Origin of the sequence: Staphylococcus sp. 11-B-312, assembly GCF_016743055.1 — a bacterium.
Lineage (GTDB): Bacteria > Bacillota > Bacilli > Staphylococcales > Staphylococcaceae > Staphylococcus > Staphylococcus ureilyticus.
Genome location: NZ_CP068241.1, coordinates 2,630,355 through 2,656,737, shown reverse-complemented (window position 1 = coordinate 2,656,737; position 26,383 = coordinate 2,630,355). Strand labels below are relative to the sequence as shown.

Genomic DNA, 26,383 nt, shown 5'->3' with positions numbered 1-26,383 from the left:
GTTATGATATGCAAGGCGTTTTATATGTCAGTCATGGTAGTCGTGTAGCAGAAGCAGTCGAAGAAGCAACGTCATTGATTGCGCGTGTACAAACAAAAATTAATATTCCTTTACAAGAAACATGTTTTTTAGAACTTGTAGACCCGGATATATCTGAAGGTTTTAGGAAATTAGTGCACCAAGGTGCAACAGAAATTTCAGTGGTACCTGTATTGCTACTTAGCGCAGGACATTACTACAAAGATATACCTGAAGAAATTGAACGTATGAAAGCACAATTTCCCAATGTGAAAATTAATTATGGTAAACCTTTAGGCGTACAAAAACGATTAACGGAAGTGCTTAAACAACGTTTAGAAGAACGTAAAATCACACCTAATGCTGACGCTAAATTATTAGTTATTGGTAGAGGAAGTTATAATCCGCAAACAAAGCAAGATTTTTCGGTAATAAAGTCACAATTATCAGAAATGTTCCCCTCTAAAAGTATAGAAGTGTGCTATTTAGCAGCTTGTGAACCGTTATTTGAAGATGCACTGGACCGATTAGTAAATGAAGGTCATTCGCAAATATTTATTTTACCGTATATCTGGTTTACAGGTATTTTAGACCAACACATCGCTAATGTTGTGAGTGCTTATCAATTTAAAAGTGACATTATTTTAGCAGCGCATCTGAGTCATCATGAGACATTACAAATTGCATTAAAAGAACGTGTGGAAGAGACATTTGATACAGTTTAGTCATTTTATCAAAGTTGAAAGTACCTTATCTGAGGAGTGACATTATGTCTTACATCCCTTTAATGGTTGATATTTCGCAAAAACAAATCGTTGTTATAGGTGGCGGAAAAATAGCAGAAAGACGTATCAATCTTTTAAAAACATATACAAAACTAATTCAAATTATTAGCCCCACGCTCACTAATAACTTAAAACAATTAGTTGATAAACAAGAGATTCAGTGGCGGAATAAAATATTTGAAAGCAGTGATGTGCAAGATGCAGATTTAATTATTGTTGCGACGAATGATACAAATGTAAACCAGTCTATATTACAAGCAAAGCCAGACAAGGCATTAATTAATATGGCAGGTCAAGCGTTAGCAGGTGATGTATTGATACCAAGTATATTGCGACGTGGTAAGTTAACGATCAGCGTTTCAACACAAGGTGCCAGTCCTAAGCTGGCCAGTCAAATTTTAGCTGAGTTACAACAACATTTTAATAGCGCATATGGTGATTATGTAGATTTCCTATATGAATGTAGACAGCAAGTTAAACGTAGCTCACTTTCATCGGAGGAAAAAGAACGGTTTTTGAAGCAAATTTTAAATGATAAATATTTAAAAATAAGTAAGCAAAATGAAGTTAGAAAGTGGTTATCAGCGCTGAAGTAAATTGAAAGGAAAGGGGACATCATATGTATAAGTTATTTGTTTTTGCACTGGCTGGTTTTCTCGCTCAATTAATTGACGGTTCATTAGGCATGGGATTTGGCGCATCATCTTCTTCAATATTATTGACATTTGGTGTAGCACCGGCAATAGTCTCAGCTACAATACATTTTTCAGAAATTGCTACTACAGCAGCGTCAGGAACGTCGCATTGGAAATTTGAAAACGTACATAAACCTACCATGATTAAATTAGCGATTCCTGGAGCGATAACAGCTTTTATTGGTGCTGCTATATTAAGTCATATACATAGTGACTTTATTAAACCATTTATCGCTGTATTTCTATTATCAATGGGACTCTATATTTTATACCAATTTTTATTTACTAAAGAAAAACCATTATCAAAAACGAATGAACAAACATCCCGCTTTGTATTAATACCACAAGGCGCCGTGGCAGGATTTTTAGATTCAATTGGTGGTGGAGGCTGGGGACCGGTTAATACGCCATTAATACTTGCTCAAAAGAAATTGGAACCTAGGTATGCGATTGGTACGGTATCGGCAAGTGAGTTTTTCGTGACAGTATCTGCGTCGCTAAGCTTTATTATTTTTCTTGGTTGGAGTCAAATTAATTGGTGGCTTGTCGTGTCATTAAGTGTCGGTGGTATGATTGCTGCACCGTTTGCAGCATGGTTAGTCAGACTGTTACCGATGAATATATTAGCTGTGTGTGTGAGTGGATTGATTATTTTCACAAATACAAATTCACTGATTAGTGTTGTTGAAATCAATCACGCTTTATCAATCGCAATAAAAATTGCATTGATTGTGATTTGGTTCGGATTAATTTTATATGCTTTATACCAAAATAATAAATTACCGTTTGCTACTTTTAAAGATGAAACCAATGTAAATAAATTAGATTAATTCATTAAGGAGTGTGACAACATGTCATTAATAAACGAAAAAGAACAATCTACCATCCAACCTCATGGTGGTGCACTTATCAATAGGGAGGTCTACGGCGCAGAGCGAGAACAATTGCTTAAAGAAGCTGAAACACTCGCATCTATCACTTTAAATCCGTGGAGTTTATCAGATTTGGAATTAATTGCAATAGGTGGCTTCAGTCCACTGACAGGCTTTATGAATCAAAACGATTATACCAACGTGGTAGAACACTTACATTTAGATAATGGTTTGGTTTGGAGCATTCCGATTACACTACCTGTGACAACAGCGCAATCTCAAAATTTGAATATTGGCTCTCGTGTGGCTTTGTATGGGGAAGATGGTGTTTTATATGGTGTGATTGACTTAGAAGAAAAGTACACGTATGACAAACAAAAAGAAGCGCAACTTGTATATGGAACGACGGATGTTGATCATCCTGGTGTCAAAAAGGTCTATGAAAAAGGGGACGTCTATCTCGCAGGCCCAATTTATTTATTAAATAGACCTAAACACGACGAATTTGTAGATTATCATTTGGATCCTAAAGAAACAAGACAACTCTTTACAGACTTAGGATGGCAAACAGTAGTAGGTTTTCAAACTAGAAACCCAGTACATCGCGCACATGAGTATATTCAAAAGGCTGCTCTAGAAGCAGTAGATGGCTTGTTGTTGAATCCTTTAGTAGGTGAAACAAAATCTGATGATATTCCAGCATCAGTACGTATGGAAAGCTATCAGGTTATATTGGAAAATTATTACCCGGAAAATAAAACGCGTTTAGTTATTTATCCTGCCGCAATGAGATATGCAGGGCCTAGAGAAGCGATATTACATGCTACAGTACGTAAAAACTATGGATGTACACACTTTATTGTAGGGCGTGACCATGCAGGCGTAGGTGATTATTATGGCACGTATGAAGCGCAAGAACTGATTGCTAAATACGAAGCAGAATTGGGTATACAAATATTAAAATTTGAACATGCCTTTTATTGTAAAACATGTGAAAACATGGCTACAGCAAAAACGTGCCCACATGATGCTTCAGCACATTTACATTTAAGTGGTACGAAAGTTCGTGAAAAATTGAAAAATGGAGAAACGTTACCGAAAGAATTTTCAAGACCTGAAGTGGCTCAAGTTCTTATAAATGGATTGAAAGAACAGAAATAAAAGGAGTGTAGATGTAGTAATGGGAGAATCTAAAAATATAACATGGCACGCATCAGAGGTTACCAAAGATGAAAGGTTACAGCGTAATCAACATAAGAGTGCAGTCATTTGGTTTACAGGACTTTCAGGCTCAGGAAAATCAACGATATCCGTAGAACTCGAAAAAGCACTATTTAACCATCAAATCCATACATATCGTTTGGATGGAGATAATGTTAGACATGGATTGAATCGGAATCTAGGATTTTCACCTGAAGATCGTAAGGAAAACATACGGCGTATAGGGGAAGTTAGTAAATTGATGGTAGATGCAGGTTTGATAACAGTTACTGCTTTTATTTCTCCTTATAAATCAGATAGAGAAGCGGTGCGCCAATTATTAGATACAGATGATTTTATAGAAATTTATACGCAATGTAGTCTATCAGAATGTGAAAATAGAGACCCTAAAGGTTTATATAAAAAAGTAAGAAATGGTGAAATTGCAGAATTTACTGGCGTAAATGCGCCATATGAAGCGCCTACACAACCAGAGATTGTATTAGATACAGAAACCCTCTCTGTTGAAGCATCAGTATCTAAAATTATGGATTATTTACAACAACATCAGTATATCGATAGCATTTAACTTTAATAATAAAAAACTGAAGGGGCAATCGAATGGAGATATTAAATATCATTGCCATAATATTATTTATTATATTTATTTTAGTAATGTTGAGTGGATTGTTACTTGTGCGTTTAGGTCAAAATAGAAAACACTTTCTTATAGAATTAAAAATAATGATCTCAATTATGGTAGTATCCTTTATTGGCATAGGTATATCAATGATAATACTAGGTCATTATAACCAATTATAAATTATGAATGCATTGATAAACAGGGTTATGAAATCAAATCACGAGTTTGGTTTCACCCTGTTTTTAAATGTTAATGCGCGTATCAACTTTTAAAAAGGCTTACTATAAGGTGTTTTGTAGGTAAGTAAACAGTATTGAATCATACTCATATATTTTATAGAAATGTGAAAATTAAAGTGTTATATTAAATAAATCAAATTTATCTGATTAGCATTTTAAAAGTAATGAACACAATATAAAGGTAGGGAAGTTTACTAAAATGAATCAAAGTATAAAGGAGATTCCTAAAATAGAATTACATTGTCATTTAGATGGTTCAGTCAGCAAACATTTAATTCGACAATTGGCTCAAGAACAAGGCGTACATCTAAACGAGGATCGTCTCACGGTGCAAGAGGATTGTGAAAGTTTAGCGTCGTATTTGAAGTGTTTTGATGAAGTATTAAAAGTATTGCAAACAGCAGATAGTCTTAAGCGTGCAATTGTAGATGTTGCGCAACAAGCTTATGAGGATAATGTTAAATATATAGAAATTCGCTTTGCACCATTGTTGCATATGGAACAGGGGATGACCCTTTTAGATGTACTAAAAGCAGTAGAAGCGGGCGTTAATATTGTACAAGATACATTACATATGAAAGTGAATTTACTGATTTGCGCAATGAGGCAACATGCAGCGTCTGTGAATAAACAATTATTTGATGATGTGTCTGTATATAACAGTGAAAAAATATGTGGTATTGATTTTGCGGGTCCTGAAGTAGGATTTCCACCACATGAAATACAAGATACCATTCAATATGGGTTAGAAAAAGGTATGAATTTAACACTCCATGCAGGTGAGTGTGGATGTATACATAATGTTTTAGAGTCAATCAAAATAGGTGCTAAACGTATCGGTCATGGTGTTGCTGCTAATTTAGATGAAGCAATATTAAATGAAGTTAAAGCGAAGGATGTATTATTAGAAATATGTCCTAAAAGTAATTTGCAAACTAAAGCTATAGAGACGTTGTCACAAATCAATATTCCCTACTTATTAAAAAATGATATACCTTTTATTATCAATACAGACAATCGTATGGTGACACAAACTTCATTAAATGAAGAATATACGTTGCTATTAAAACATCAGTTAATCAATAAAAAGCAGATTAAATATATTAATAAGCGTGCCGTTCAATATGCCTTTTTAACTGAAGCAGAAAAAAGGCAAGTGCTTCAGTCAATGTCATAACGCGTATACACTACTGTTTATTTTAGTATTGATATGCAAAAGATTTGATAGTTTGAATAAAATGAGTCATAGCAAGACTTAAATGATAATTTCTATTCCAAATAAAGTCTGTCGAGATATTACTATATTTGTCTGGCAATTCATAGCTATATAATGAGCCGTTTTCCAAATCATTTTGTACCGATGATTTCGGAACTAAACTAATGCCGATACCTGATTTTACACTACCGATAATTGTTTCCATAGTGCCGAATTCTATAAGTGTTGGTTTTTTAGTATTTTCGGATTTTAACCAGGCTTCAAGATTTCTTCTATAATTGCAGCCATTTTTAAATACCAAAAATACTGCGGATGTTATGTCTTCTAATTGGGTCATCTCTGTACCGGAGATTAATACAAGTTTTTCCTTAAATAACTCCACTTTATTTATATGATGATGATGTTTGAAACCAGTGACAAATCCACAATCTAAGTTTTGATTGACTATTTTTTTAGAAATATTGGCAGTAACATCGGTATGTAGTGAAAGAGAAACGTGTGGCGAATTTTTCCGAAACATAGATAATAACATCGGTAATTTAGTAATAGTTTCGACAATCCCAATATCAATTTTGCCACTAGATGTTTCTTGTTTATCAAAATCATGTTCTATTTCATTTAATGTGGCTAAAATTTTTTCAACATATATTTGGAATTTTTCACCATCTTTCGTCAAAGTTGTACCTTTATTATGACGTAAAAAAAGTTGTGTGTTGAGTTCTTGTTCTAGTTGTTTTATGCGAAAGGTAACATGAGATTGAACATAATTTAGTGATTTAGCAGCCTTACTGATACTTTGATGTTGACTAACGCTTTGAAAAATTTTAAAGTCTTTGATTTCCATAATATCACCTGAGTTTTCGTTTGAGGCTATTATACATGAAACAATTTCTTTTATGCAGAAAAAAGTACTGCCGTCACTATGACGGCAGTCTAATTATGTTGCATATTTTTTAATTAATGCTTTGAAAAAGTCTATAGATCGTTCGAAAGCTGCTATTTCTACATATTCGTTGGGTTGATGTGCTAATGTTTCTATTCCTGGCCCATAAATTAATGTGGGAATGTCACTGTTAGGATTTAGCACGGATCCATCGGTATAATAAGCCATTCCAGTAATATCATTTTCTTCCGAAATATCTAAGGCTTTTTGAATAATTTCAGCATCGACATCCGTTAAAACAGTCGCCCGGTCAAGCAATATTTTTGTGTTTACTTTTGGAGAGTTACTATCAGCAAATATCTGAGTTAAGCGTTGATTAAATTGCTTGTACAGTTTGTCATGAATATTAGGTGTAACTGTTCGTATATCAACATTTAATGTACATTTGTCGGGTATCACGTTCGTTTGAATACCACCGTTAACCATATTTGCTGAGATGCTACTCTTGCCTAAAGCTACTGTTTCTTCTGACCATTCGTCTTTTAAATCATTTACCAATTGAATGACTTTGTTTATGCCCTCAACTGCATTAATACCTTGTTCTGGCATTGCGCCGTGTGCAGTTTTTCCAGTCAAAGTGACTTCTATCCATAATGCTCCTTTATGTCCAATTGCAACTTTCTCAGTCGTGGGTTCTGCTATGATGATAGCAGATACATTATCCATATTTGCGTTTTTGACATAATGTTCCGCACCGATTGAATCTACTTCCTCTCCTGCGGTGGCTAAAAATTCAATATCTTTTTTGAATTCATAGTTTTCCTCAATCAAAGATTCTAAAGCAAGATATAAAGCAGCTAAACCACTTTTCATATCTGTTGTTCCTCTTCCATATAATTTTCCATGAGCAATATCGCCTTTAAAAGGATCATAATCCCATTTTTGTGCGCCTATCTTTACAGTGTCGGTATGGCCAGATAATAAGAGTTTGCTAGCGTTTGGATGCTCAGATTTTAAAGTTACTGAAAAATTACTTCTTTTGTCACTTAAATGTGTAATGTCAAAAGGAATATTACGAGATGCACATCGTTGTTTAAAAATTTGTACAACGTTATTTTCGTTAGCAGGTGGGTTGGTGCTATCGACATTGATGAGCGATTGTAAGAATTTTAAATTTGATTGTGTCATGTTTAAACCCCCCTTGCTTTATTAAAAACTTTTTCTTTATTTTCAGGCTGTAAACTTGGACGTGTTATTTTAAATAGTGATATATCTTGTTTGGACTTACCTTTAGTGGCTAATTCATATAATATTTCTCCGACGGCACTTGAAAATTTATAGCCATGTCCTGAAAAACCAGCAGCAATGACAATATGTTCATATTTGGGATGTTTGTCTATCACAAAATGCTCATCTAATGTATTGGTGAACATGCAAGTTTTACCTACATTGATATTTCCATTAGCTTGTTGCATATATGCGTTCAAAAAACCACTAATATCTTTTTCATCTTTTACATAAGACCCGAATGATTTATTGTAATAAGTTGGATCGATAGGATCTCCGTTATCATAACGTCCTATTTTTAAACCAGTACCATCAATAGAAGGGAATCCATAATATACACCACTCGGAACGTCGGCAAAAAAGCCTGGAAATCCATCTGACTTGTATAAAATATCATTGGAATCAAACCATGCTATCGTTTGTCTAGAAGGTTGAAGTTGTAGTTTTAAATCTAAATCATCTAGAATTTTTTTATTCCAAGCACCACCAGTAATAATTAATTTATTTGCTGTAACTGTTTCAGAGGGGGTCTGAACTTCTACTGAGTCATTAAGAATATCAATATGCATCACTGGCGAATTGATTTTTAATTCGGCACCATGATTTAGAGCGAGTCGCTTAAAAGCGCGAATACAATTTTGAGAAAATAGCACACCTGCTTCAGGTTCATAGCAACCAATTTGGCCATCAGGTATTGTAATACCTGGCCAAGTTTCGTTAATTTGTTTAGCAGATAAAGTTTCAGTATTTAGATTATATTGCCGAGCACCATTGATTGCAGTTTGTACAAATAATGAATCACTAGGACCAAAAGTAATAACACCTGTATTTAAAAATATACGTTCATTTGTTTGTTTTTGAAGTTCATTCCAAAGTTCTTGTGCTCTCAAAGCAATGGGGACATACGATAAACCTTCTCCACAAGCATGTCTTATTAATCTTGTATCACCACTATGACTTCCATTTTCATGTGGTGGATCAAAAGCATCTATCATTAGTGTATTCCACCCATTTTTTGCTAAATAGTATCCAGCTGACATACCCATAGAGCCAGCTCCGACAACGATGACATCGTAATGTTTTCCCATTTCCATCTCTCCTTAGTTGAAACAAATTTAATCATTTGGCAAGTATTTCTTTCAAGTCTAATAGCAATAGTTCTAGGTGTAAAATTACAAAAAGAGATGGTTGATATCTCTAAAAGTGATATCAATACACATAAGTATTTTGCCTAACTGTACTTTTATTATTAAATTAAGACAGTTAGGAACTTAATTAAACTAATTGAGAAAAATTTAACATTTTAATTATTAATTATCATACAATGTAATTACACAAACAAGTAAAGGGGTGTATTGACATGATGATTGCAGATATTATCGGTGGTATCATTAAATTAATCAAAACTTTAGTTGACACTTTCGCGTAATTTTTAAATAACAAATTAAATCAATTTAAAGGAGTGCTTACATTATGTCAGGTATCGTAGAAGCAATTTCAAATGCAGTAAAATCAGGTTTAGATCACGACTGGGTAAATATGGGAACTAGCATCGCAGATGTAGTAGCTAAAGGTGCAGACTTCATCGCTGGATTCTTTGGTTAATAGACATATTTTCAATTAAATATATACTTAAGAAAAACTACTGTTTCACACATAAAGTGTTAGAAAACAGTAGTTTTTTGTTGTTCAATTCATTGGGAAGGAAATTCGTGTTTGCAATGAATAACTATATAAAAACTATACATTTAAATTTGTATGATTATACATTTTGAGGAGATTACGTTAACTGTCCAGAAGCTAAAAAGAGACTGGCATCTTTGTTCATAAATATATTTTTGCCTTGATAAAAAGTATGGCTGTCTATATTCGAAAGTCCTATTGTGTGTAGTGATTTTTGGATATCTTTTTGTTCGAACCCATTATAGATATTCGGATGATTAACATTTTCGTTTTTATCGAAGTCTACTATGATAAGTAAGCCATTACTATTTAATTGCGTGACTAACTGTTGTAGTAATGCCATGTAATTCCCACTATGAAGTAATACAAGAGAAAGCAATATCACATCATAAGTTTGATGAAGCAGTATATTGTTCGAAGCGAGCAAGTCACCTTCAATGGCTGCAATGTTAGTTTTATTTAATGTTTTAATTTTGGTATTACATATTCCAACCATTTTCGGTGAAGCATCTAAAACAGTGATGTGATTGAAATGATGTTCGATATCGAATGTGACAAGGCCAGTGCCGCCACCATAATCTAATAATGAATCATACGTACCTTTGTTAAATAATAAATTTAATTCGGAAGAGATCGTTTTAGCGAGCTTTATTCTTTCGTTATTGTCATAATTTCGGGCTATTTGATTAAATTGAGATTGATTCAAATTTGTCATCCTTTAATGTAGATTTCCATATTATAGATTTTAAAGTTATTACAGACTTTTAAAATCTATAATATAGTTTAGCATAATGGACATAATCTTTTCAAATCAATACGTTTACAGTTATCTCGTGTAATTTAAAATTATAGATAATTAATTGATACTTTTTAAAAAGTAAATTTGTTCATTTTATGTATAGATAAAATATTTAAATAGAAATACATAATATACGAATAACATATTAAATTAGGTAAGCCTAAAGTCTGATTGAGCATGCTTGTTATATCTGGTTTACTAGGTGGTGGACGTTTATAATGAGGTGCAGAAATGAAGAATATTTTAAGAATGATTAAGCAACGGTTAAAAGGTCTAGATTATGGGATGCTAATTAGTTTTATTATACTAGGCATTTTAGGTGTCGTCATGATATATAGTGCGAGCATGGTATCGGCATCTAAAGGCGCTTTAACTGGTGGCGTTTCAATTGAAAGTAATTATTTTATGAAAAGACAATTTATCTTTTTGATTATGGGTATTGTAGTCGTTATATTTATTGCATTGTGCATAAATATAAATTTCTTTAAAAGTGCTCATATACAAAAATTGATGGTTATTGGCACCTTATGCTTGCTATTAATTACAATTTTGATAGGGAAAGAGATTAATGGTTCAAGAAACTGGATTAATTTAGGAATATTTAGTTTACAATCCTCGGAATTTTTGAAATTAGCTTCGATTTTTTATCTTTCTTACATTATTAATCAACGTGTGAGGAGTCACAAAGATTACCAATTAAAGCATATGTTACCACCACTTGCCATATTAGGTATTGGTTTATTGCTTGTGTTGATGCAAGGAGATCTAGGCGGAACTTTACTAACAGTAGCTATTATTGGTTGTATATTAATATACTCAGATATAAAAAATAAAATTAAATTTCAAATTATGGGAATTACACTCGTGCCATTAGTTATTTATGGAATTTATACACTGATTTTTGATTCTAAAAATTTATATAGACTAAAAAGGATAAAAGTGATGTTAGATCCGTTTAAATATGAAGATAATGATGGTTATCAATTAACGAGTGCCTTAACCTCGATTGGCAATGGTGGACTGACGGGTAAAGGTTTAGGCAATGGGATAGCCAAGTTAGGGTATTTACCAGAACCGCACACTGATTTCATATTTACTGTTATTTCAGAAGAGTTAGGACTACTTGGCGTACTATTCACACTTACAATTTATGGTTATCTCTTAGTAAAAGGGCTTATTTATGCGAATAAAACAAATAATCAGTTTTATAAATTGATATGTGTTGGCGTGGTTAGTTACATATTTATGCAAGTTTTTATTAATTTAGCTGGTGTGTCTGGTATTATTCCATTAACTGGTGTGACTTTGCCGTTATTGAGTTATGGTGGTTCTTCCATGTTGAGTATCAGCATAGCGTTTGGTGCACTCTTAGCAGTGGCTAGAAGAATTAACAACGAAAGAAAGGATACTGTAAAATGAAGCATATTTTAAAAATTACATTGCCAGTTATTTTGCTTATTGCTATATTGATTAGTATTGCAATAGGTATAGCAAAACCCGTAGACCAAACTGTATATAATATGTTACATACATATTTAAACACAGATATTATAAAACGATATCTCTATTTTGTTTCAGTTATTTTTGACCCTAAAATTTGTTTGATTTTAACAATATGTGTTTTAGCTGGTTTGTTTTTCTATCATAAATTTAAATTTTTGTGGTATGGCTTTTGGTGCTTTTCAGTATTTTTAATAGGTACGTTTATGAAATATGTCATTCAACGACCGAGACCAACCGCATATTTTGAAGGTTATAGTTTTCCCAGTATGCATGTTTTAAGTGTGTGCATATTGGTAAGTCTAATATTATTAATAAAAAGGAATAAAATATTATATTGTATAGCAATTATTTTAGTAGCTTCAATTATAATTTCCCGTATTTACGTGGGCGCCCATTATTTTACTGATACTATGGGGAGTTTATTAGTCATTTCAGTTATGATTCAATCACTTAATTACAATAGTCATGTAAGCGGAAAACTAGATAAAATCGAATAATTTGTTAAGCTAAATGCTAATCTATAAATTAATTTTTGATTAATACATATGATGATGGAGGAGGGGGCATTTAATTGAATTATGAAAAATATTTAAATAGGTCAATCGAGCTTGCCGAGGAAGCGTTAAACTATGGTAATGAACCTTTTGGCTCACTATTAGTGGATGTTGAAGGTAATGTTTTATTTGAAGATTATAATAGAATCAGTAGCGGAGATGCGACTGAACACCCTGAAATTGCGATTGCAAAATGGGCAGCAACTCATCTTACGCCTGAAGAAAGAAAGCATACAATTGTTTTTACATCAGGAGAGCATTGCCCGATGTGTGCGACTGCACATGCACTCGTTGGTTTAGATAAAATTGTATATGTGAGTTCCTCAAAACAATTGAGTCAATGGTTGGAAACTATCAATGTTGCGCCGGCACCTTTTAAAAATTTACCTATTGAAAGCGTAATTAGAGATGCGAATGTTGAAGGACCTTTCGAAGCCTTGTCGCCTAAAATTGAATCACTACATCTTCGGTATCATCAACAATAAATGAAAATATGAATCCTCTCTGGCAGTTAATAGCTGAAGGGGGTTCATATTTTTTTGCATAAATAAATGTTTTTCTTTTCCATTATAATTATCACTAAGGCATTTAAAATTATAGATGGATGTAAAGTGTTGGTTTGCGTTGTATGGTATGTAATTTTTATCATTGCTTTTTCGTTAAATGTCTATAAAATAAAATAGCTTTAATGACTGTGATAAAAGCTTTTGGCATGTTTAAGAATATGCAAAATGGGAAAATTATGCATAATATCGTAATAACACAACTAAGGGGTTAGTGATAAGGGGGACATTCTGATGAGCACGTTAATTTTTCTATTAATTATAGCTGTAATCATTATAATTTATTTACTAGTGAAACAACGTTTTGCTAAAGATTTTAAAGATCAAAAGCATAAACGTTATAGAGAGAAACGAGTGATTGATTTTATTCATAGTGCGTATAAAATTGAAAATATTGAAGCAATTCACCGGAAAAATGATCATTTAGAGCTCATTTATCATCGTAAAACGTTAGATGTAAAAAATGAACAAGTTATTTTTGTCGACGAAGCAAATCAGGAAGATGTCGAGACGAACTTCACCCTAAAAGAAGAGGATGAAAGAGAAGACTTATTTGATAAAATTTTAGAGAACACCTATTTTTATATGACAAAAGAACGTTTCGATCAGTTAATGATTCAGTCTAAAGCGTAATAATTAATATGAACTTGTGAATGATGATGAAGGACATTTTAAGAGGAGGTCTTTCTTATGAAACCAGTAGTTAAAGCTTATAAGAATGATAGTGAATTAGAAGTAGATGTTGCAGCATTACAGGATAAAGGTATCGGTAATCAGGACATTTATGTATTATCATTGGATAAATCTCGAACTGATAAAATTGTAGAAGATACGAGTATTTTAGGAATAGATATAAAAAATGAAAATGATTCTGAAAGAGATGCATTGAAAAGAAAATTGATTGGGCTAGGCGTAGATGAAGGTGAAATCGCATCTTTTAAAAGTGATATGGATGACGGCAAAGTGTATTTAATTGTTACTGATTCAAGAGTTAGAGGACTATTGTAAAATTTTGAAGGAGAAAAACATTGCTTTAAGGTTGTAAGCAAACAAAAATGCAATGCAGCTCATGTTTTGAAAAACTTAAATGCTGAGATTTATCATAAACAAAAACGTCAATTTCTATAAAGGTAGAAATTGACGTTTTTTATCAATAATATCGATAGTCTAAACATTGTATTGTTATTTACGCATGTTTATAAGGTACGACGTTTTGGTTTGCTATCGTCCGTAAGTTTAAATGATAGTAGTAATCCAATAGCTGATATAACTGTAGCAACGATAAATGTTACGTTAACACCGTGAATAATACCGGTAATACCATCTTGAGGTATTGCTGAAACTGACATTAAAGTAATAAAGACTGCAGTACCAATAGCACCAGCCATTTGTCTGAAAGTGTTATTCATGGCAGTACCATGTGCGATTAGCTCATTTGGCAGTTGGTTTATTGCTAATGTCGTCATCGGCATCATAACCATAGCAATTGAAACCATTCTCAATGCATTTGAAGTAGCGAGATACGTAAATGTTGTATGCTCTGTTAACATTGTAAATGGTAATGTTGAAACAACTAGTACGAATAAACCGATTCGAGCGAGCCATTTACCTCCAAATTTATCGAATAAGTAACCAGTTATTGGGTTCATCATACCCATAATAATTGCACCTGGTAGTAATACTAAACCAGATTTTAAGGCTGAGTATTGTAGCATATTTTGCATATAAAGTGGCAAGATGATATTTGTTGCAATCAGCACACCAAATACAAACATACTTAGTATCGTACCTAACGCATAAATTCCGTAATTAAATACTCTAAACTCAAGCATAGGTTCTTTTAAATTTAATTGACGGCGAATAAATACAACGAGTGAAACGATACCAACGATGAGTGGTGCAATAAATTGAACACTAGTCCAACCTGCTTCACCAACAGAACTGAAACTATATAGTAAGCCACCAAATCCGAGTGTAGATAAGATAACTGAAGCAATATCTAGTTTTGGATGTGTTGTTTCTGTAACGTTCTTCAATAGGAATATAGAAGCAATAATAATAATAATCGCGATAGGGAATACAACATAGAAGACACTTCTCCATGTGAGGTGTTCGACTAAGATACCTGATAAAGTAGGTCCAATAGCTGGAGCAAATGCGATAACAAGTCCAAATAGACCCATTGCTGTACCGCGTTTTTCTTTAGGGAAAGTTAAAAATAGTATTGTTTGCATTAGTGGCATCATGATACCTGCGCCTGCTGCTTGTAGGACACGTCCGATTAATAGCATTGAAAAGTCAATACCAACTGCACATAACAACGTACCGACTGCAAAAATACTCATTGCAGTTAAGAATAACTGCCTCGATGTAAAGCGTTCAATTAAAAATGCAGTTACAGGAATCATAATTCCGTTTACTAACATAAATATAGATTGTAACCATTGTACTGTACTTTCTGAGACCTGGAGATCTTTCATTATTGGTGGTAATGCCGTTCCAAGTAAAGTTTGGTTTAAAATTGTTATAAAAGCCCCTGATAATAGTACGATAAACAGAGGTATTCTTTTTTCAACATGGAAGTTTCCAGTTTCTGTCAATATACTCACTTCTTTCTTAACAAATTACACATCTAATTATTATAGCACTCGAATCGTCGTAAATCTAAAAGTTGAACTTATTTTTTCAAATTTATCTGTGATAAGTTTGAAATATTGTCATGAAAGGGATTTCTTAAGTTGAGTATATATTAATTCCACTCTGTTATACATCAAAAGTTGTATAAAAATATAAATGAGGGTGAGACATGATTGACGTCTCATACCCTCGATTTTATTAAAAGTAACTGTATTTAGTTAAAAATGATTATCTATTATTTAAATGGTTTGGTTTCATTTTTAAAGGAGAAAAAACATAATCGACATTATTCCAATTTAAAAAATCTGCGAATTTAAGATAAGATGCTTTGAAAAATTGAGTGATTGTATCAATGTCATGATGTTGTTGGTATTCAATCAGATATTCCATTAATTGTTTATCGAAATAACTATCTTTAGGAAATCGATCGTCAGTATCAAATGGCTGATCTGCAAAAGGATATGGCAAGACAAAGAAGGTTGGTCCTTCAAACTGATCATCACCAAACCAAAAGCCAAATTCAATCATTTCTTCATCAAAAGCTGCACGTTCAATAACCTTGCTATCATCTTCAAATGGTGCTGGTTGGTCTTTGACGATCATACAAGAAATATCAAAAGTCCCCCAAAATAAACCTGGTTTAGATTTTCTTACTCTTAGCCCATTAACGAAGTTTGCTTCAGCATGATAGGCGAATTTCATTAATGCTAATGCTTTTTTGGCAATTTTATCATCATAATGATGATGTTCTGTGTCATTTTCAAATGGTATCGGGTTTGCTACTTCTTGTGGTAAAGTATTGATTTTTAAATGAATATCTGACTGGTTTAACAGTTTTTCAATTTCGTTATAATAATATTGTATAGTTCTTCCATTTTTTAAGGTAATGTCATGCACGTTTTGATCAACGACGACTTCAATGTGGTGTTGTATCAGGTTAACGCTTAGCGAAAATGTATGTGTTTCATAACTTAACATACCAGTTGAAAAGCCTTGGACATCTATATTTAGCGTCACGTGTGACCACTGGGGCTCTTGATAACTTGCTTCTAATTTATATTTACCTAATATCTGTGATAATAAATGTAGTGTGTCTTTTTCATTTTCCCAATCTTTAAAATTCATAATACGAATACCACCTCATATATTATTTGCTATAAATTTTATACCACAGAAACTAAAGTTGAAACACAATATAAAAATGCTTGTATCAAGTATATTAAAGTATCATTTGTTATAATGATACAATGATAAAGATATGTGAACTAATCAAGTATGTGCTAAGTTGTAGTTCATTACAAAATGAATGTGAACGCAATGCTATTTTCTGAATAATCAAAATACAACTTGATATTGTCATGTATATTGTAAAATTAATCACCGAAATAAGGAGAGTAACCAATGAATAAAGCAGATTTAATTGCTCCAGAAACATATAATATAGTTAGCGAAATTGAAAAATATGCAAATGATTCGTCAAAAAAAGCGATTATTTTTAATGATCAAACTGGTAAAGAACGAGATATAACGTATAACCAACTGATAAAAAATGCAAACAAGATTGGCCATGTATTTTTAAAATATGGTCTGAAAAAAGGTGATAAATTATTAATCATGATGCCTCGTGCGATTGAGACATATGAAGTATATTTAGCCGCGTGGAAATTAGGTATTATCATTGTACCTAGTTCTGAAATGTTGCGTACTAAAGATTTACAATATCGTATAACGCATGGTGAAATTAAGGCAGTTGTAGCCACAGGCGATAGTATCGAAGAGTTCAAAGGCGTTCAAGAATATGACTCATTACTTAAATTTATCGTTGGCAGTAAGGTTGATCATTGGATTAACGTTGAAGAAGCGCAAACTGATGCTTCAGATACACTTGATATAGAAGCAACTTCAAGAGAAGATATTGCTTTATTATCATATACATCAGGCACAACAGGTAATCCGAAAGCAGTGGTACATTCTCATGGTTGGGGCTATGCACATTTACAGATGGCTCCGAAGCATTGGTTAAGCATAACTGAAGATGATATCGTATGGGCGACAGCAGCACCGGGCTGGCAAAAATGGGTATGGAGTCCATTTTTATCAATCATGGGTTCAGGCGCAACGGCATTTGTTTATAATGGTAAATTTAATGCTGAGAAATACCTCGAATTACTAGAAACGTATCAAATCAATGTGCTTTGCTGTACTCCAACTGAATATCGTTTAATGGCAAAATCCCCTGATTTAACAAATTATAATTTGTCACATTTACATAGTGCTGTATCTGCTGGGGAACCATTAAATAGAGAAGTTGTTGATAAATTTCAACAAAACTTTAACTTAACTGTTAGAGACGGCTATGGCCAGACAGAAAGTACATTGTTAATCGGTTTCTTAAAGGATACAGAAGGACGTCCTGGATCAATGGGTAAAGCTATCCCAGGCAGTTATGTTACGGTTATCGATGAGGATGGTAATCCTGCACAACCCAATGAAATAGGCAATATTGCAGTGCCGTTAGACTTACCTGCTTTATTTAAAGGCTATTATAAAGATGAAGCACGTACTGCAAATCCACAAATTGGCGAGTACTTTATTACTGGTGATTTAGCAAAAATAGACGCGGACGGTTATTTCTGGTTTGAAGGTAGAAGAGATGATATTATCATTAGTTCTGGCTATACTATCGGACCATTTGAAGTAGAAGATTCATTGACAAAACATCCATACGTAAAAGAATGTGCAGTCGTAGCGAGTCCACATGAAATCAGAGGGAATATCGTCAAAGCTTTTGTCATCTTACAAGATAACGTTACAGGTGATGAAGCAGTTGTTAAGGAATTACAAAATTTCGTTAAACAAGACGTAGCACCTTATAAATATCCGAGAGCAATTGAATTTGTAGATGATTTACCTAAGACTAACTCAGGTAAAATTAGACGAATTGAATTAAGAGAAGCGGAAAAAGAAAAATATTTATAAATCAATGTTGATTCATTTGAAAGCAAGCGCCTATCATACTGACAATAATAATGATGGGCGCTTGTTTTGTGTGTGAGTAGTGTTATATCAAAATAAAAACATGGAACGGAATGTTCCATGTTTTTTAGCAAATATATGTATTATTGGAAACTTGCTCCTATTAAGGCAAATCCAATTGATACAATGATGTATGCAATTGCCCAAATAATTGAAGCTTTTTTAGACAAACGATTCGTCGCAAAGAGCATAATGCCAAATACATATGCGCTGATTAGTGTTTGTAAGTTAAATGCGCCTAACATTTGGTTGCCTTTATCAAAGACATTTAAGCTTGCAATATTATAATCAGTAGGAGATAAACCAGCAATCCATTGGATTAATGCAACAATTAAACCTACGATGCCAGTAATTATAGTAAAACTTAATGTTGCAGAAAAGATAGGTTTTGCGGTTGCATCAGATTTCATTATTTTAGAAATAACTAAAAAGATTAAAAATGTAATACCAATACCAAAAATGCCACCAATTAAACCAGTGATGATGCCAGTAATTAAGCCAATCGTTTGCATATTGCCCATATCTTGAGCACTTGCACCTGCATCTTGATAAATTTCATTGTAATCAATAGATAATGCACCAACAGTTGTTGAGAGTGCAATGACGACTATTGCAATGATTAATTTGAGTCCCCATTTAGGTTGTTCGCGTAATTTTGAAAAATGTTGTGCGAATGGTAAGTTAGAATTTTCCATGAATCCCTTGCCCCCTATATATATTATTTTCCAAAGCATAACATTACCTACAATATTTTAAAACACTTTTAAGAAAAACTTTAAATAAAATTAAAAAAATAAAATCTTTTCGATTACTATTGCTGATATTACAATATTGTTAGGTATATATTTATCAAAAAATATTGTATATAAAATAATGTTATGCATTATATTTTTTGTTGTGTGATTATGATAGTATCTAAAATGAATAATAATTTAAAGGAGTGTTTTAGCATTGAAGAAAAAGTGGATGTGGATTATCGGTGTTATTGTCGTTATCGTATTAATTGCAATTGCATTAATTTTAAGGCAAGCAAATAGTAGCTCAGATAAAAAGGATGGTTATGATACATATAAAGTGGAGAAAGAAAGTCCACTCAATTTAGAAGGTAAAGCTTCACCTAAATCAGTTAAAACATATAATAATAACAGTCAATTGGGAACGTACGTAAGTACACAAGTTGATGATGGTCAATCAGTTAAACAAGGTGATCCACTCATCAATTATGAAATTAATAATAATAAACGCCAGCAGTTAGTTGATAAAGTGGACAACGCCAAAGATGAAAATGAAAGAGCGGAAGCACAACAACAACTTAACCAGTATGATCGTCAAGTGAACGACAGTATTTATGCTGCTTTTGACGGTAAAATTGATATTCAAAATAGAGAAAATGTCTCTGATGGAGAGCCTATTCTACAACTTGTTGCAGATGAACCACAAATTAAAGCAACAGTGACTGAATTTGATCTAGGAAAGATTAAAGAAGGCGACAAAGTAGACGTTAAAGTAACAAGTACTGGTAAAAAAGGTAAAGGTGAAATCAAGAAAATTTCAGAGTTGCCAAAAAGTTATGAAGAAAGTTTAAGTAAATCTGGAGGCGGAGCAGCAGCTAGTTCAGGTAGTGAAGAAGATGGTGGTGCTCAAGCTTCTAATCCAGTTTCGGACCCGAGCGGTGGCAGTGACTCAGATTCATCTAAATATACAATCGTCATTAGCGATATAGATATTCCTGTACGTGCAGGTTATTCTATGGAAGTTGAAGTGCCATTAGATGCAATCAAGTTACCAAAATCAGTGTTAACTAAAGACAATCATGTTTTTGTACTAGGTAAAAACAATAAAGTTGAAAAACGTGATATTAAAATTGATAAAGTCAACGGTGAAATATTTGTAAAAGAGGGTCTGAAAAAAGGTGACAAACTAATTAAAAACCCTAAAAAATCTATGAATGATGGAGACAAAGTTGAGGTGTCATCATGATAGAACTTGTAGATATCAATAGACATTTCAAAAACGGTGATGAAGAAAATCACATTTTGAAAGACATCAATATCAACATTAAAGAAGGAGAATTCATAGCAATTATGGGGCCTTCAGGTTCTGGTAAAAGTACACTCATCAACATATTAGGTTTTATTGACCGAGGTTATGAAGGCGATTATTTGTTTAATAGCGAGAATTATAAAAAAAGTTCAGATAACGAATTGGCAGAAATTAGAAATAAAACAGTAGGGTTTGTTTTCCAAAACTTTAAATTAATTCAAAACAATACGATATTGGAAAATGTAAGTATTCCTTTAGTTTATGCAGGACTGGGGTCTCAAGCACGTAAAGAAAAAGTGATCAATACATTACACGATGTGGGACTATATGATAAAGAAAATTTAGTACCTAACAAATTATCAGGAGGGCAACAACAACGTGTAGCCATTGCTCGTGCAATCATCAATAACCCGAAATTTATCATTGCTGACGAACCTACAGGGGCACTTGATTCAAAAACGTCTGAAGATATTATTGATTTGTTTATGAAATTAAATAAAGAACATCGCACAACGATGATTCTCGTAACACATGATCGCAAAGTAGCGGATAAGGCAGATCGTATTATTCATATACTAGATGGTCGTGTACAAAGAGAAGAGGTGGTTGAATGAAGAATTTATCGAACATCATCGCCATTTCATTCAAATCCATTTTAAAGAATAAGCGACGTAATATTTTTACTATGATTGGTATCATCATTGGTATTGCTGCTGTTATTACGATTATGTCGTTAGGTAATGGGTTTAAACAAACAGCGTCAGAGCAATTTGAAGATACAGGAGCAGGCAAAGATTCTGCTACAGTAAACTATATGACGAGTAGTGGTGAAGGTGCGAAAGATAATCCTTTTAGCCAGTCAGATTTGGATATTGCTAAACAAGTGAATGGTGTTACAGATGCAAAAATCAAAGAAAGTGACGATCAAGGTTATTCTGCAAAAATGACAAATGCCCAGAAAAAAGGCGACGTTAGTATTTTAAAGAAAAAAGAAATGACTAGCCCAGAAAAAGGCAAAGGTTTTAATGAAGATGATAATGAACTAAATAAAAAAGTTGTTACCGTTGATGACAAAATTGCCAAAGATGTATTCAATAATGAAGCTATAGGTAAAACATTATACATTGATAATCAAGGTTTCGAAGTTGTAGGCATTGTAAACGATGCGATGAACCCATCAGCTGTTCATATGCCTTCCAATACATTTAATAGGTATATGGGGCAGTTAACGCAAGATTTTCCATCACTTCAATTATCATTAGTAGATGGCGCTGATAAGAAAGAAGTCGCTGACAAAGTCGCTAAAGAATTGAATAAAAAAGGTTCAGGCGCAGGCGATGGAAACTATAGTTATACAGATATGGAAGAATTCATGAAAAATATCAACAAAGTATTTGATGGTATTACTTACTTTGTAGCTGCTGTTGCAGGTATTTCACTATTTATCGCTGGTATTGGAGTTATGAATGTGATGTACATTTCAGTTACTGAGCGTACAGAAGAAATTGCGATACGTCGTGCATTTGGTGCAAAAGCGCGAGACATTGAAGTCCAATTCTTGGTAGAAAGTGTTGTACTTTGTGTGATTGGCGGTATCATAGGTCTAATCATAGGCATACTTGTCGCAAGTCTAGTAGATGCAGTAACACCAGACTATATTAAGAGTGCGGTTAGTCTAAGCTCAGTGCTCATTGCTGTAGGTGTTTCTACATTGATCGGTATCGTATTTGGTTGGATTCCAGCGCGTTCAGCTGCGAAGAAAGAATTGATCGATATAATTAAGTAGTATTTAAAAAAGATATAAAAAGAGCCATTCGCTTTTATAAAAAGGTTTCGTCATTTTATGCGATACAAGTTGGATACAAAAAACATAAACATTTATAGCTCAAGTATAAATATGACATGCAAAAGGCTGGGACAAAAGAATAGTCTCAGCCTTTTATCCATTCATCCCTAGTTTTTCTCGATGCAGTAGGGACTACAGTCAATTTAAATACATCAGATTTCAATCTTGATTCACTACTTGTTTTAAAAATATGTTCATACAGGAACAAAATTTATGTCTATCAGATGGAAACATGAAATTTACGAGATCTGCTAGTGTCGACTTTTGAGATGCTTTGCCATATAAATGTAATTATCAGTTAATGTTTCCAGTGATTGTGCATTTAGATATATATTTAATTAAAAATAATAAAAATAAATATTTTAAGGAAATGTATTGTGTGAATTGACTAGGTGTATTATGTTAATTTAGAAAGTGATTTCATGTAAAAGGTTAAGCTTTTATCAAAAAAGGGGGATTATTATGGAGTATTTGCTCAATGTACAAAATTTAAACAAGACTTACGTTGATTCAGATTTTAATTTAAATCAGATTAATCTATCGATTGAACCCAATACAGTGGTAGGGCTTGTTGGGAAAAACGGTTCTGGTAAATCTACGTTGATTAATACATTGGTGGGAAATAGATTTGCAGATGCTGGAGACATTCAATTTTTTGATACGCCAATTTCTCGTGATGATTATGCGTATAAAGAACATCTAGGCGTTGTATTTGATGATCTTCGACTGCCTAATAAACTTAATGCAAAACAAATTAGTAAAGTATTTTCTAATATTTATCGCACATGGGATGAACAGCATTTTTTTGAAATGCTGGAGAATTTTGAATTACCGAAAGAACGTCAGATTAAAACTTTTTCCCGTGGTATGAGCATGAAAATCTCAATATCTATTGCACTATCTCATGATAGTAAACTTTTAATTTTAGACGAGGCTACGGCAGGAATGGATGTTTCTGGACGTGAGGAAGTGTTAGAAATACTTGAAGATTTTGTTGATAAAGGTAATGGTATTTTAATTTCATCTCATATTTCGGAAGATATTGAGACGCTTGCAGATAAATTAGTATTTATGAAAAATGGGCGTGTTTTATTACAAGAGCACAAAGATACATTATTAAATGATTATGGCATTGTTTCATTTGAAGAAGGAGAATTCGATGTTAATCACAGTAATGTTGTTGCGTATCGCATACATAAAGGTACAGGAAAAGCACTTGTAAATCAAAACAAAGATATAGATTTAGCACAGCCATTAAAAAATATTGATGATGCCACAAAAATATTAATGAGAGGAGAATTAGCATGAAAGGTTACTTAATGAGTTATTATTTTACAAATCAAAAATCAATTTACATATATTTATTGTTAAGTATTCCAATTTGTTTGTTTTTCTCTTTTACAAATCCAATAATGGCTAGTTTCATGCCTATGATATTTTTAGTATCACCAGCAACAGATAATTTAAAAAATGAAAAAGACTCAAAGTGGATGTATTTTGTTTCTACATTACCCTATAGCAGAAACACTTATGTGAGTAGTCATTTTGCATTTTATAGCTTATTAGCATTAACAGGTATGGTGGTATCACTTGTGATTAATGCAATTGTTGCGGGGAGTATAGTAAGTGGTGTGAATTCAGCGTTACTTGGTACAGGATTTATCGCGTTGTATTCGCTTATTTTCCCATTTACTTTTAAAATGGGGGCAGAAAAATCAAATGTCATATTTATGATTGTATCCATTATCGTAGTCATTTTATTCTTTATTTACTATTTTGTAGGTATGGCCATATTATCTGGGACAGGTAATCTTATAGAAGAAATAAGTAAAAACTTGTGGTACGGTGGTATTTTTGCAGTGATTGGCTTAATTGTTATGGCGCTTTCATTTATTGCTTCGAAACAAGCATTTAAGTATAAAGAGTTATAAACAACACGGCTTAACCTATTGTCTATCTTGACAAACACGAATAATCGTTATATCTTATTAATATTAAAAGTTAAAAATTTAGGCATACTTTTCTATGTTTTTCTACATAATTAAAGCTTTAGCAAGTTGTTAATAAAAGTATTGGCAAATTGAAAAAGTGAATAAATAGTGGTGAATATAAGGAATTGTACGTCTTACTGCATAAAATGTAGAATAAGCAAATTCTCAAATAAATGAATATATATAATAGGTAGCAAAGCAAAACACTCGTCATAAGTGCGTTGTAATGAAGCCGACAATGATAATAAGTCAGTATGGATTTATTATTAATTGTCGGCTTTTTTTCGTGGAAAATGTAATTTTAAATCAAGTGTTGTATTACTATTATAAATTTAAATGTCGTATTACAGAAGGTAAGGTGATTGATCATGATTGACGCGCATATTTTTCTAACATTATTATTTCTAACTTTAACTATTTCAATTTTAAGTAGTCTCTTTTTCTTAATAAAAAAAGTACCGCCTAAATATGCTCGAATACATATTTATATTGTAGCATTGCCAGCAATTGTAGCTAGCTTAGGTCTTATATTGTCACAGAAAAATATAGAGGTAGGTATATGGCGTTCTGACGTATTATCTTGGCTCATGGTTGGTTTTGTCCTCGTTATTGGTGTGATTATCCAACGTTACTGTATTCGTTATCTAGCTGGTGATAAGAGCTATAAAAAATACTTCACTTTATTTACTTTCACGACTACCTTTGCATCATTTGCTTGGTTAACTGCGGATATGAGAATGATGGTAATCAGTTGGGGATGTACACTATTAGGACTTACGATTTTAATCAGTTTAACAAGTGCCTGGAAAGTTACACGTGAGGCAGCAAAAGTTACAGGAAAATTATTCTTGTTAAGTTGGGTTGCGTTAATCAGTGCTGTTTTGTGGATTGGATTATCGACAGGTGAATGGCATTATTCTGTAGCCTTAAATGAAGCACATCTATCCATGATTAGTGGTTTGGCACAATTTGGCATTAATTTACTCATTGTACTAGCTGTTATGATTCCAGCGGCACAATGGCCGTTTCAACGTTGGTTAATTGAATCTGTAGCAGCACCTACACCGGTTTCTGCGATTATGCATGCTGGTATCGTTAATGCTGGTGGTATTATGTTAACCAGATTTTCAGGTATCTTTAGCGGCGATATCGCATCTATTGTTTTATTAATTTTCGCAAGTATTTCAGTATTACTCGGTGCAGGTATTAGTTTAGTCCATGTGGATTATAAAAGATTATTGGTCGGTTCTACAATAGGCCAAATGGGCTTCATGCAAATTCAATGTGCATTAGGTGCATATATTCCTGCGATCATTCACTTGATTTTACATGGCTTATTTAAAGCGACTTTGTTTCTACGTTCTGGGTCGGCAGTGCGTCATTTTAGTGTCCCGAGTCGTGCAAATGAAAGAATGTCTTATGTATGGATAGTCAGTGGTCGTATTTTAGCGTTTCTAATTGGATTAGGTTTTTGGTTGAGTGCACCAGAAGAAAGTTATCGTCTGGTAAGTGGTCTCATCTTAGCATGGTCCTTATCTGTCTCGTGGACACAGTTGGTAGCTTTTGGTGAAGGTAATTTCGGGCGTGTCATGGGTATGTCGATACTCATTGTTGTTGGTGCAGTTTATTTTGTGGTACATCATTATTTTTCAGATGCATTACATACTTTGACAATTCATAGCGTGCAGCCACCCGCTTTTATCGTTATTGCCGTAGCATTCATTTTATTGCTCGGTAGCTTAATTAGTACGTGGGTAGCACGTCACCGATCTTCTGTCGTATTTTCAATTTTGTATATGTGGATAGTTCGTTTAGGAGATGCAAAAATTGAAACGGTTGAACGTCATCCTAATTATTTAAAATCTTATTTGTCAAAAGGAGGACACTAAA

At 33.1% G+C, this 26,383-nt stretch carries 26 protein-coding genes; 19 read left to right on the top strand and 7 right to left on the bottom strand.

Going from position 1 to position 26,383, the window contains the following annotated elements; translation table 11 throughout:
- Nucleotides 1-8: 8 nt before the first annotated feature.
- From JG554_RS12865 to add, 6 genes are all read left to right on the top strand, one after another.
- Nucleotides 9-743 carry a sirohydrochlorin chelatase gene (locus JG554_RS12865; protein ID WP_046207123.1) on the top strand — a complete coding sequence of 245 codons (735 nt, stop codon included), beginning with the start codon at nt 9-11 and terminating at the stop codon, nt 741-743.
- Between the two features lie 44 nt (nt 744-787).
- Complete coding sequence (locus JG554_RS12860; RefSeq protein WP_107391320.1) at nt 788-1,399, top strand: NAD(P)-binding protein; 612 nt, start codon at nt 788-790, stop codon at nt 1,397-1,399.
- 23 nt (nt 1,400-1,422) lie between these two features.
- On the top strand, nt 1,423-2,328 hold the full coding sequence (locus tag JG554_RS12855) for a sulfite exporter TauE/SafE family protein (protein WP_046207121.1): 906 nt from the start codon (nt 1,423-1,425) through the stop codon (nt 2,326-2,328).
- Nucleotides 2,329-2,349: 21 nt separating this feature from the next.
- Entirely contained in the window at nt 2,350-3,531 is a 1,182-nt protein-coding gene (gene sat / locus JG554_RS12850) for a sulfate adenylyltransferase (protein WP_107359931.1), read from the top strand.
- Between the two features lie 19 nt (nt 3,532-3,550).
- Entirely contained in the window at nt 3,551-4,159 is a 609-nt protein-coding gene (cysC, locus tag JG554_RS12845) for an adenylyl-sulfate kinase (RefSeq protein ID WP_070038448.1), read from the top strand.
- A gap of 492 nt (nt 4,160-4,651) precedes the next feature.
- Nucleotides 4,652-5,629: an adenosine deaminase gene (add, locus tag JG554_RS12840; RefSeq protein WP_107359930.1), complete on the top strand. Its 978-nt coding sequence runs from the start codon at nt 4,652-4,654 to the stop codon at nt 5,627-5,629.
- Between the two features lie 22 nt (nt 5,630-5,651).
- Here the strand turns inward: add and JG554_RS12835 are convergent, their stop codons facing one another.
- The 3 genes from JG554_RS12835 to solA all read right to left on the bottom strand — a co-directional run bounded on the left by JG554_RS12835 (nt 5,652) and on the right by solA (nt 8,926).
- Nucleotides 5,652-6,512, bottom strand: a complete 861-nt coding sequence (locus JG554_RS12835) for a LysR family transcriptional regulator (RefSeq protein WP_073345302.1) — start codon at nt 6,510-6,512, stop codon at nt 5,652-5,654.
- Nucleotides 6,513-6,605: 93 nt separating this feature from the next.
- Nucleotides 6,606-7,739 carry a M20 family metallopeptidase gene (locus tag JG554_RS12830; protein ID WP_107359929.1) on the bottom strand — a complete coding sequence of 378 codons (1,134 nt, stop codon included), beginning with the start codon at nt 7,737-7,739 and terminating at the stop codon, nt 6,606-6,608.
- Nucleotides 7,740-7,741: 2 nt separating this feature from the next.
- Nucleotides 7,742-8,926: an N-methyl-L-tryptophan oxidase gene (solA, locus tag JG554_RS12825; protein WP_107359928.1), complete on the bottom strand. Its 1,185-nt coding sequence runs from the start codon at nt 8,924-8,926 to the stop codon at nt 7,742-7,744.
- Nucleotides 8,927-9,311: 385 nt separating this feature from the next.
- Here solA and JG554_RS12820 point away from each other — a divergent pair, with 385 nt between their 5' ends.
- Nucleotides 9,312-9,443, top strand: a complete 132-nt coding sequence (locus JG554_RS12820; RefSeq protein WP_046207113.1) for a beta-class phenol-soluble modulin — start codon at nt 9,312-9,314, stop codon at nt 9,441-9,443.
- Between the two features lie 175 nt (nt 9,444-9,618).
- Here the strand turns inward: JG554_RS12820 and JG554_RS12815 are convergent, their stop codons facing one another.
- Nucleotides 9,619-10,227: a class I SAM-dependent methyltransferase gene (locus JG554_RS12815; protein WP_046207112.1), complete on the bottom strand. Its 609-nt coding sequence runs from the start codon at nt 10,225-10,227 to the stop codon at nt 9,619-9,621.
- Nucleotides 10,228-10,551: 324 nt separating this feature from the next.
- Here JG554_RS12815 and JG554_RS12810 point away from each other — a divergent pair, with 324 nt between their 5' ends.
- The 5 genes from JG554_RS12810 (at nt 10,552) to JG554_RS12790 (ending at nt 13,948) form a co-directional block, all read left to right on the top strand.
- On the top strand, nt 10,552-11,739 hold the full coding sequence (locus JG554_RS12810) for an FtsW/RodA/SpoVE family cell cycle protein (RefSeq protein ID WP_064209670.1): 1,188 nt from the start codon (nt 10,552-10,554) through the stop codon (nt 11,737-11,739).
- Complete coding sequence (locus JG554_RS12805) at nt 11,736-12,320, top strand: phosphatase PAP2 family protein (protein WP_107359927.1); 585 nt, start codon at nt 11,736-11,738, stop codon at nt 12,318-12,320. Before JG554_RS12810 ends, JG554_RS12805 begins: the two co-directional genes overlap by 4 nt.
- Before the next feature lie 74 nt (nt 12,321-12,394).
- On the top strand, nt 12,395-12,862 hold the full coding sequence (locus JG554_RS12800) for a nucleoside deaminase (protein ID WP_070038432.1): 468 nt from the start codon (nt 12,395-12,397) through the stop codon (nt 12,860-12,862).
- A 312-nt stretch (nt 12,863-13,174) separates the two neighbouring features.
- A complete protein-coding gene (locus tag JG554_RS12795; protein ID WP_046207108.1) occupies nt 13,175-13,573 on the top strand; it encodes a hypothetical protein in 399 nt (132 codons plus the stop codon).
- A 57-nt stretch (nt 13,574-13,630) separates the two neighbouring features.
- On the top strand, nt 13,631-13,948 hold the full coding sequence (locus JG554_RS12790; protein WP_046207107.1) for a YflT domain-containing protein: 318 nt from the start codon (nt 13,631-13,633) through the stop codon (nt 13,946-13,948).
- 188 nt (nt 13,949-14,136) lie between these two features.
- Here JG554_RS12790 and JG554_RS12785 read toward each other — a convergent pair whose 3' ends face one another.
- On the bottom strand, nt 14,137-15,540 hold the full coding sequence (locus JG554_RS12785; RefSeq protein ID WP_203265322.1) for an MDR family MFS transporter: 1,404 nt from the start codon (nt 15,538-15,540) through the stop codon (nt 14,137-14,139).
- Between the two features lie 265 nt (nt 15,541-15,805).
- Nucleotides 15,806-16,702, bottom strand: coding sequence for a DUF5996 family protein (locus JG554_RS12780; protein WP_107359925.1), 897 nt, complete (start codon nt 16,700-16,702; stop codon nt 15,806-15,808).
- Nucleotides 16,703-16,978: 276 nt separating this feature from the next.
- On the opposite strand from JG554_RS12780, the gene mbcS reads away from it, so the two are divergent.
- Nucleotides 16,979-18,556: an acyl-CoA synthetase MbcS gene (gene mbcS, locus JG554_RS12775; RefSeq protein WP_107359924.1), complete on the top strand. Its 1,578-nt coding sequence runs from the start codon at nt 16,979-16,981 to the stop codon at nt 18,554-18,556.
- A 140-nt stretch (nt 18,557-18,696) separates the two neighbouring features.
- On the opposite strand, the gene JG554_RS12770 is transcribed toward mbcS, so the two are convergent.
- Entirely contained in the window at nt 18,697-19,308 is a 612-nt protein-coding gene (locus JG554_RS12770) for a YIP1 family protein (protein ID WP_070038423.1), read from the bottom strand.
- 256 nt (nt 19,309-19,564) lie between these two features.
- Here JG554_RS12770 and JG554_RS12765 point away from each other — a divergent pair, with 256 nt between their 5' ends.
- From JG554_RS12765 to JG554_RS12740, 6 genes are all read left to right on the top strand, one after another.
- Nucleotides 19,565-20,593: an efflux RND transporter periplasmic adaptor subunit gene (locus JG554_RS12765; protein WP_064209665.1), complete on the top strand. Its 1,029-nt coding sequence runs from the start codon at nt 19,565-19,567 to the stop codon at nt 20,591-20,593.
- Complete coding sequence (locus JG554_RS12760) at nt 20,590-21,270, top strand: ABC transporter ATP-binding protein (RefSeq protein WP_046207101.1); 681 nt, start codon at nt 20,590-20,592, stop codon at nt 21,268-21,270. The genes JG554_RS12765 and JG554_RS12760 overlap by 4 nt, the downstream gene beginning before the upstream one ends.
- On the top strand, nt 21,267-22,442 hold the full coding sequence (locus JG554_RS12755) for an ABC transporter permease (RefSeq protein ID WP_046207100.1): 1,176 nt from the start codon (nt 21,267-21,269) through the stop codon (nt 22,440-22,442). Before JG554_RS12760 ends, JG554_RS12755 begins: the two co-directional genes overlap by 4 nt.
- A 522-nt stretch (nt 22,443-22,964) precedes the next feature.
- Nucleotides 22,965-23,810: an ABC transporter ATP-binding protein gene (locus tag JG554_RS12750; RefSeq protein ID WP_203265321.1), complete on the top strand. Its 846-nt coding sequence runs from the start codon at nt 22,965-22,967 to the stop codon at nt 23,808-23,810.
- A complete protein-coding gene (locus JG554_RS12745; RefSeq protein ID WP_046207098.1) occupies nt 23,807-24,433 on the top strand; it encodes an ABC-2 transporter permease in 627 nt (208 codons plus the stop codon). The genes JG554_RS12750 and JG554_RS12745 overlap by 4 nt, the downstream gene beginning before the upstream one ends.
- A gap of 428 nt (nt 24,434-24,861) precedes the next feature.
- Nucleotides 24,862-26,382 carry an NADH dehydrogenase subunit 5 gene (locus JG554_RS12740; RefSeq protein WP_203265320.1) on the top strand — a complete coding sequence of 507 codons (1,521 nt, stop codon included), beginning with the start codon at nt 24,862-24,864 and terminating at the stop codon, nt 26,380-26,382.
- Nucleotide 26,383 lies beyond the last annotated feature (1 nt).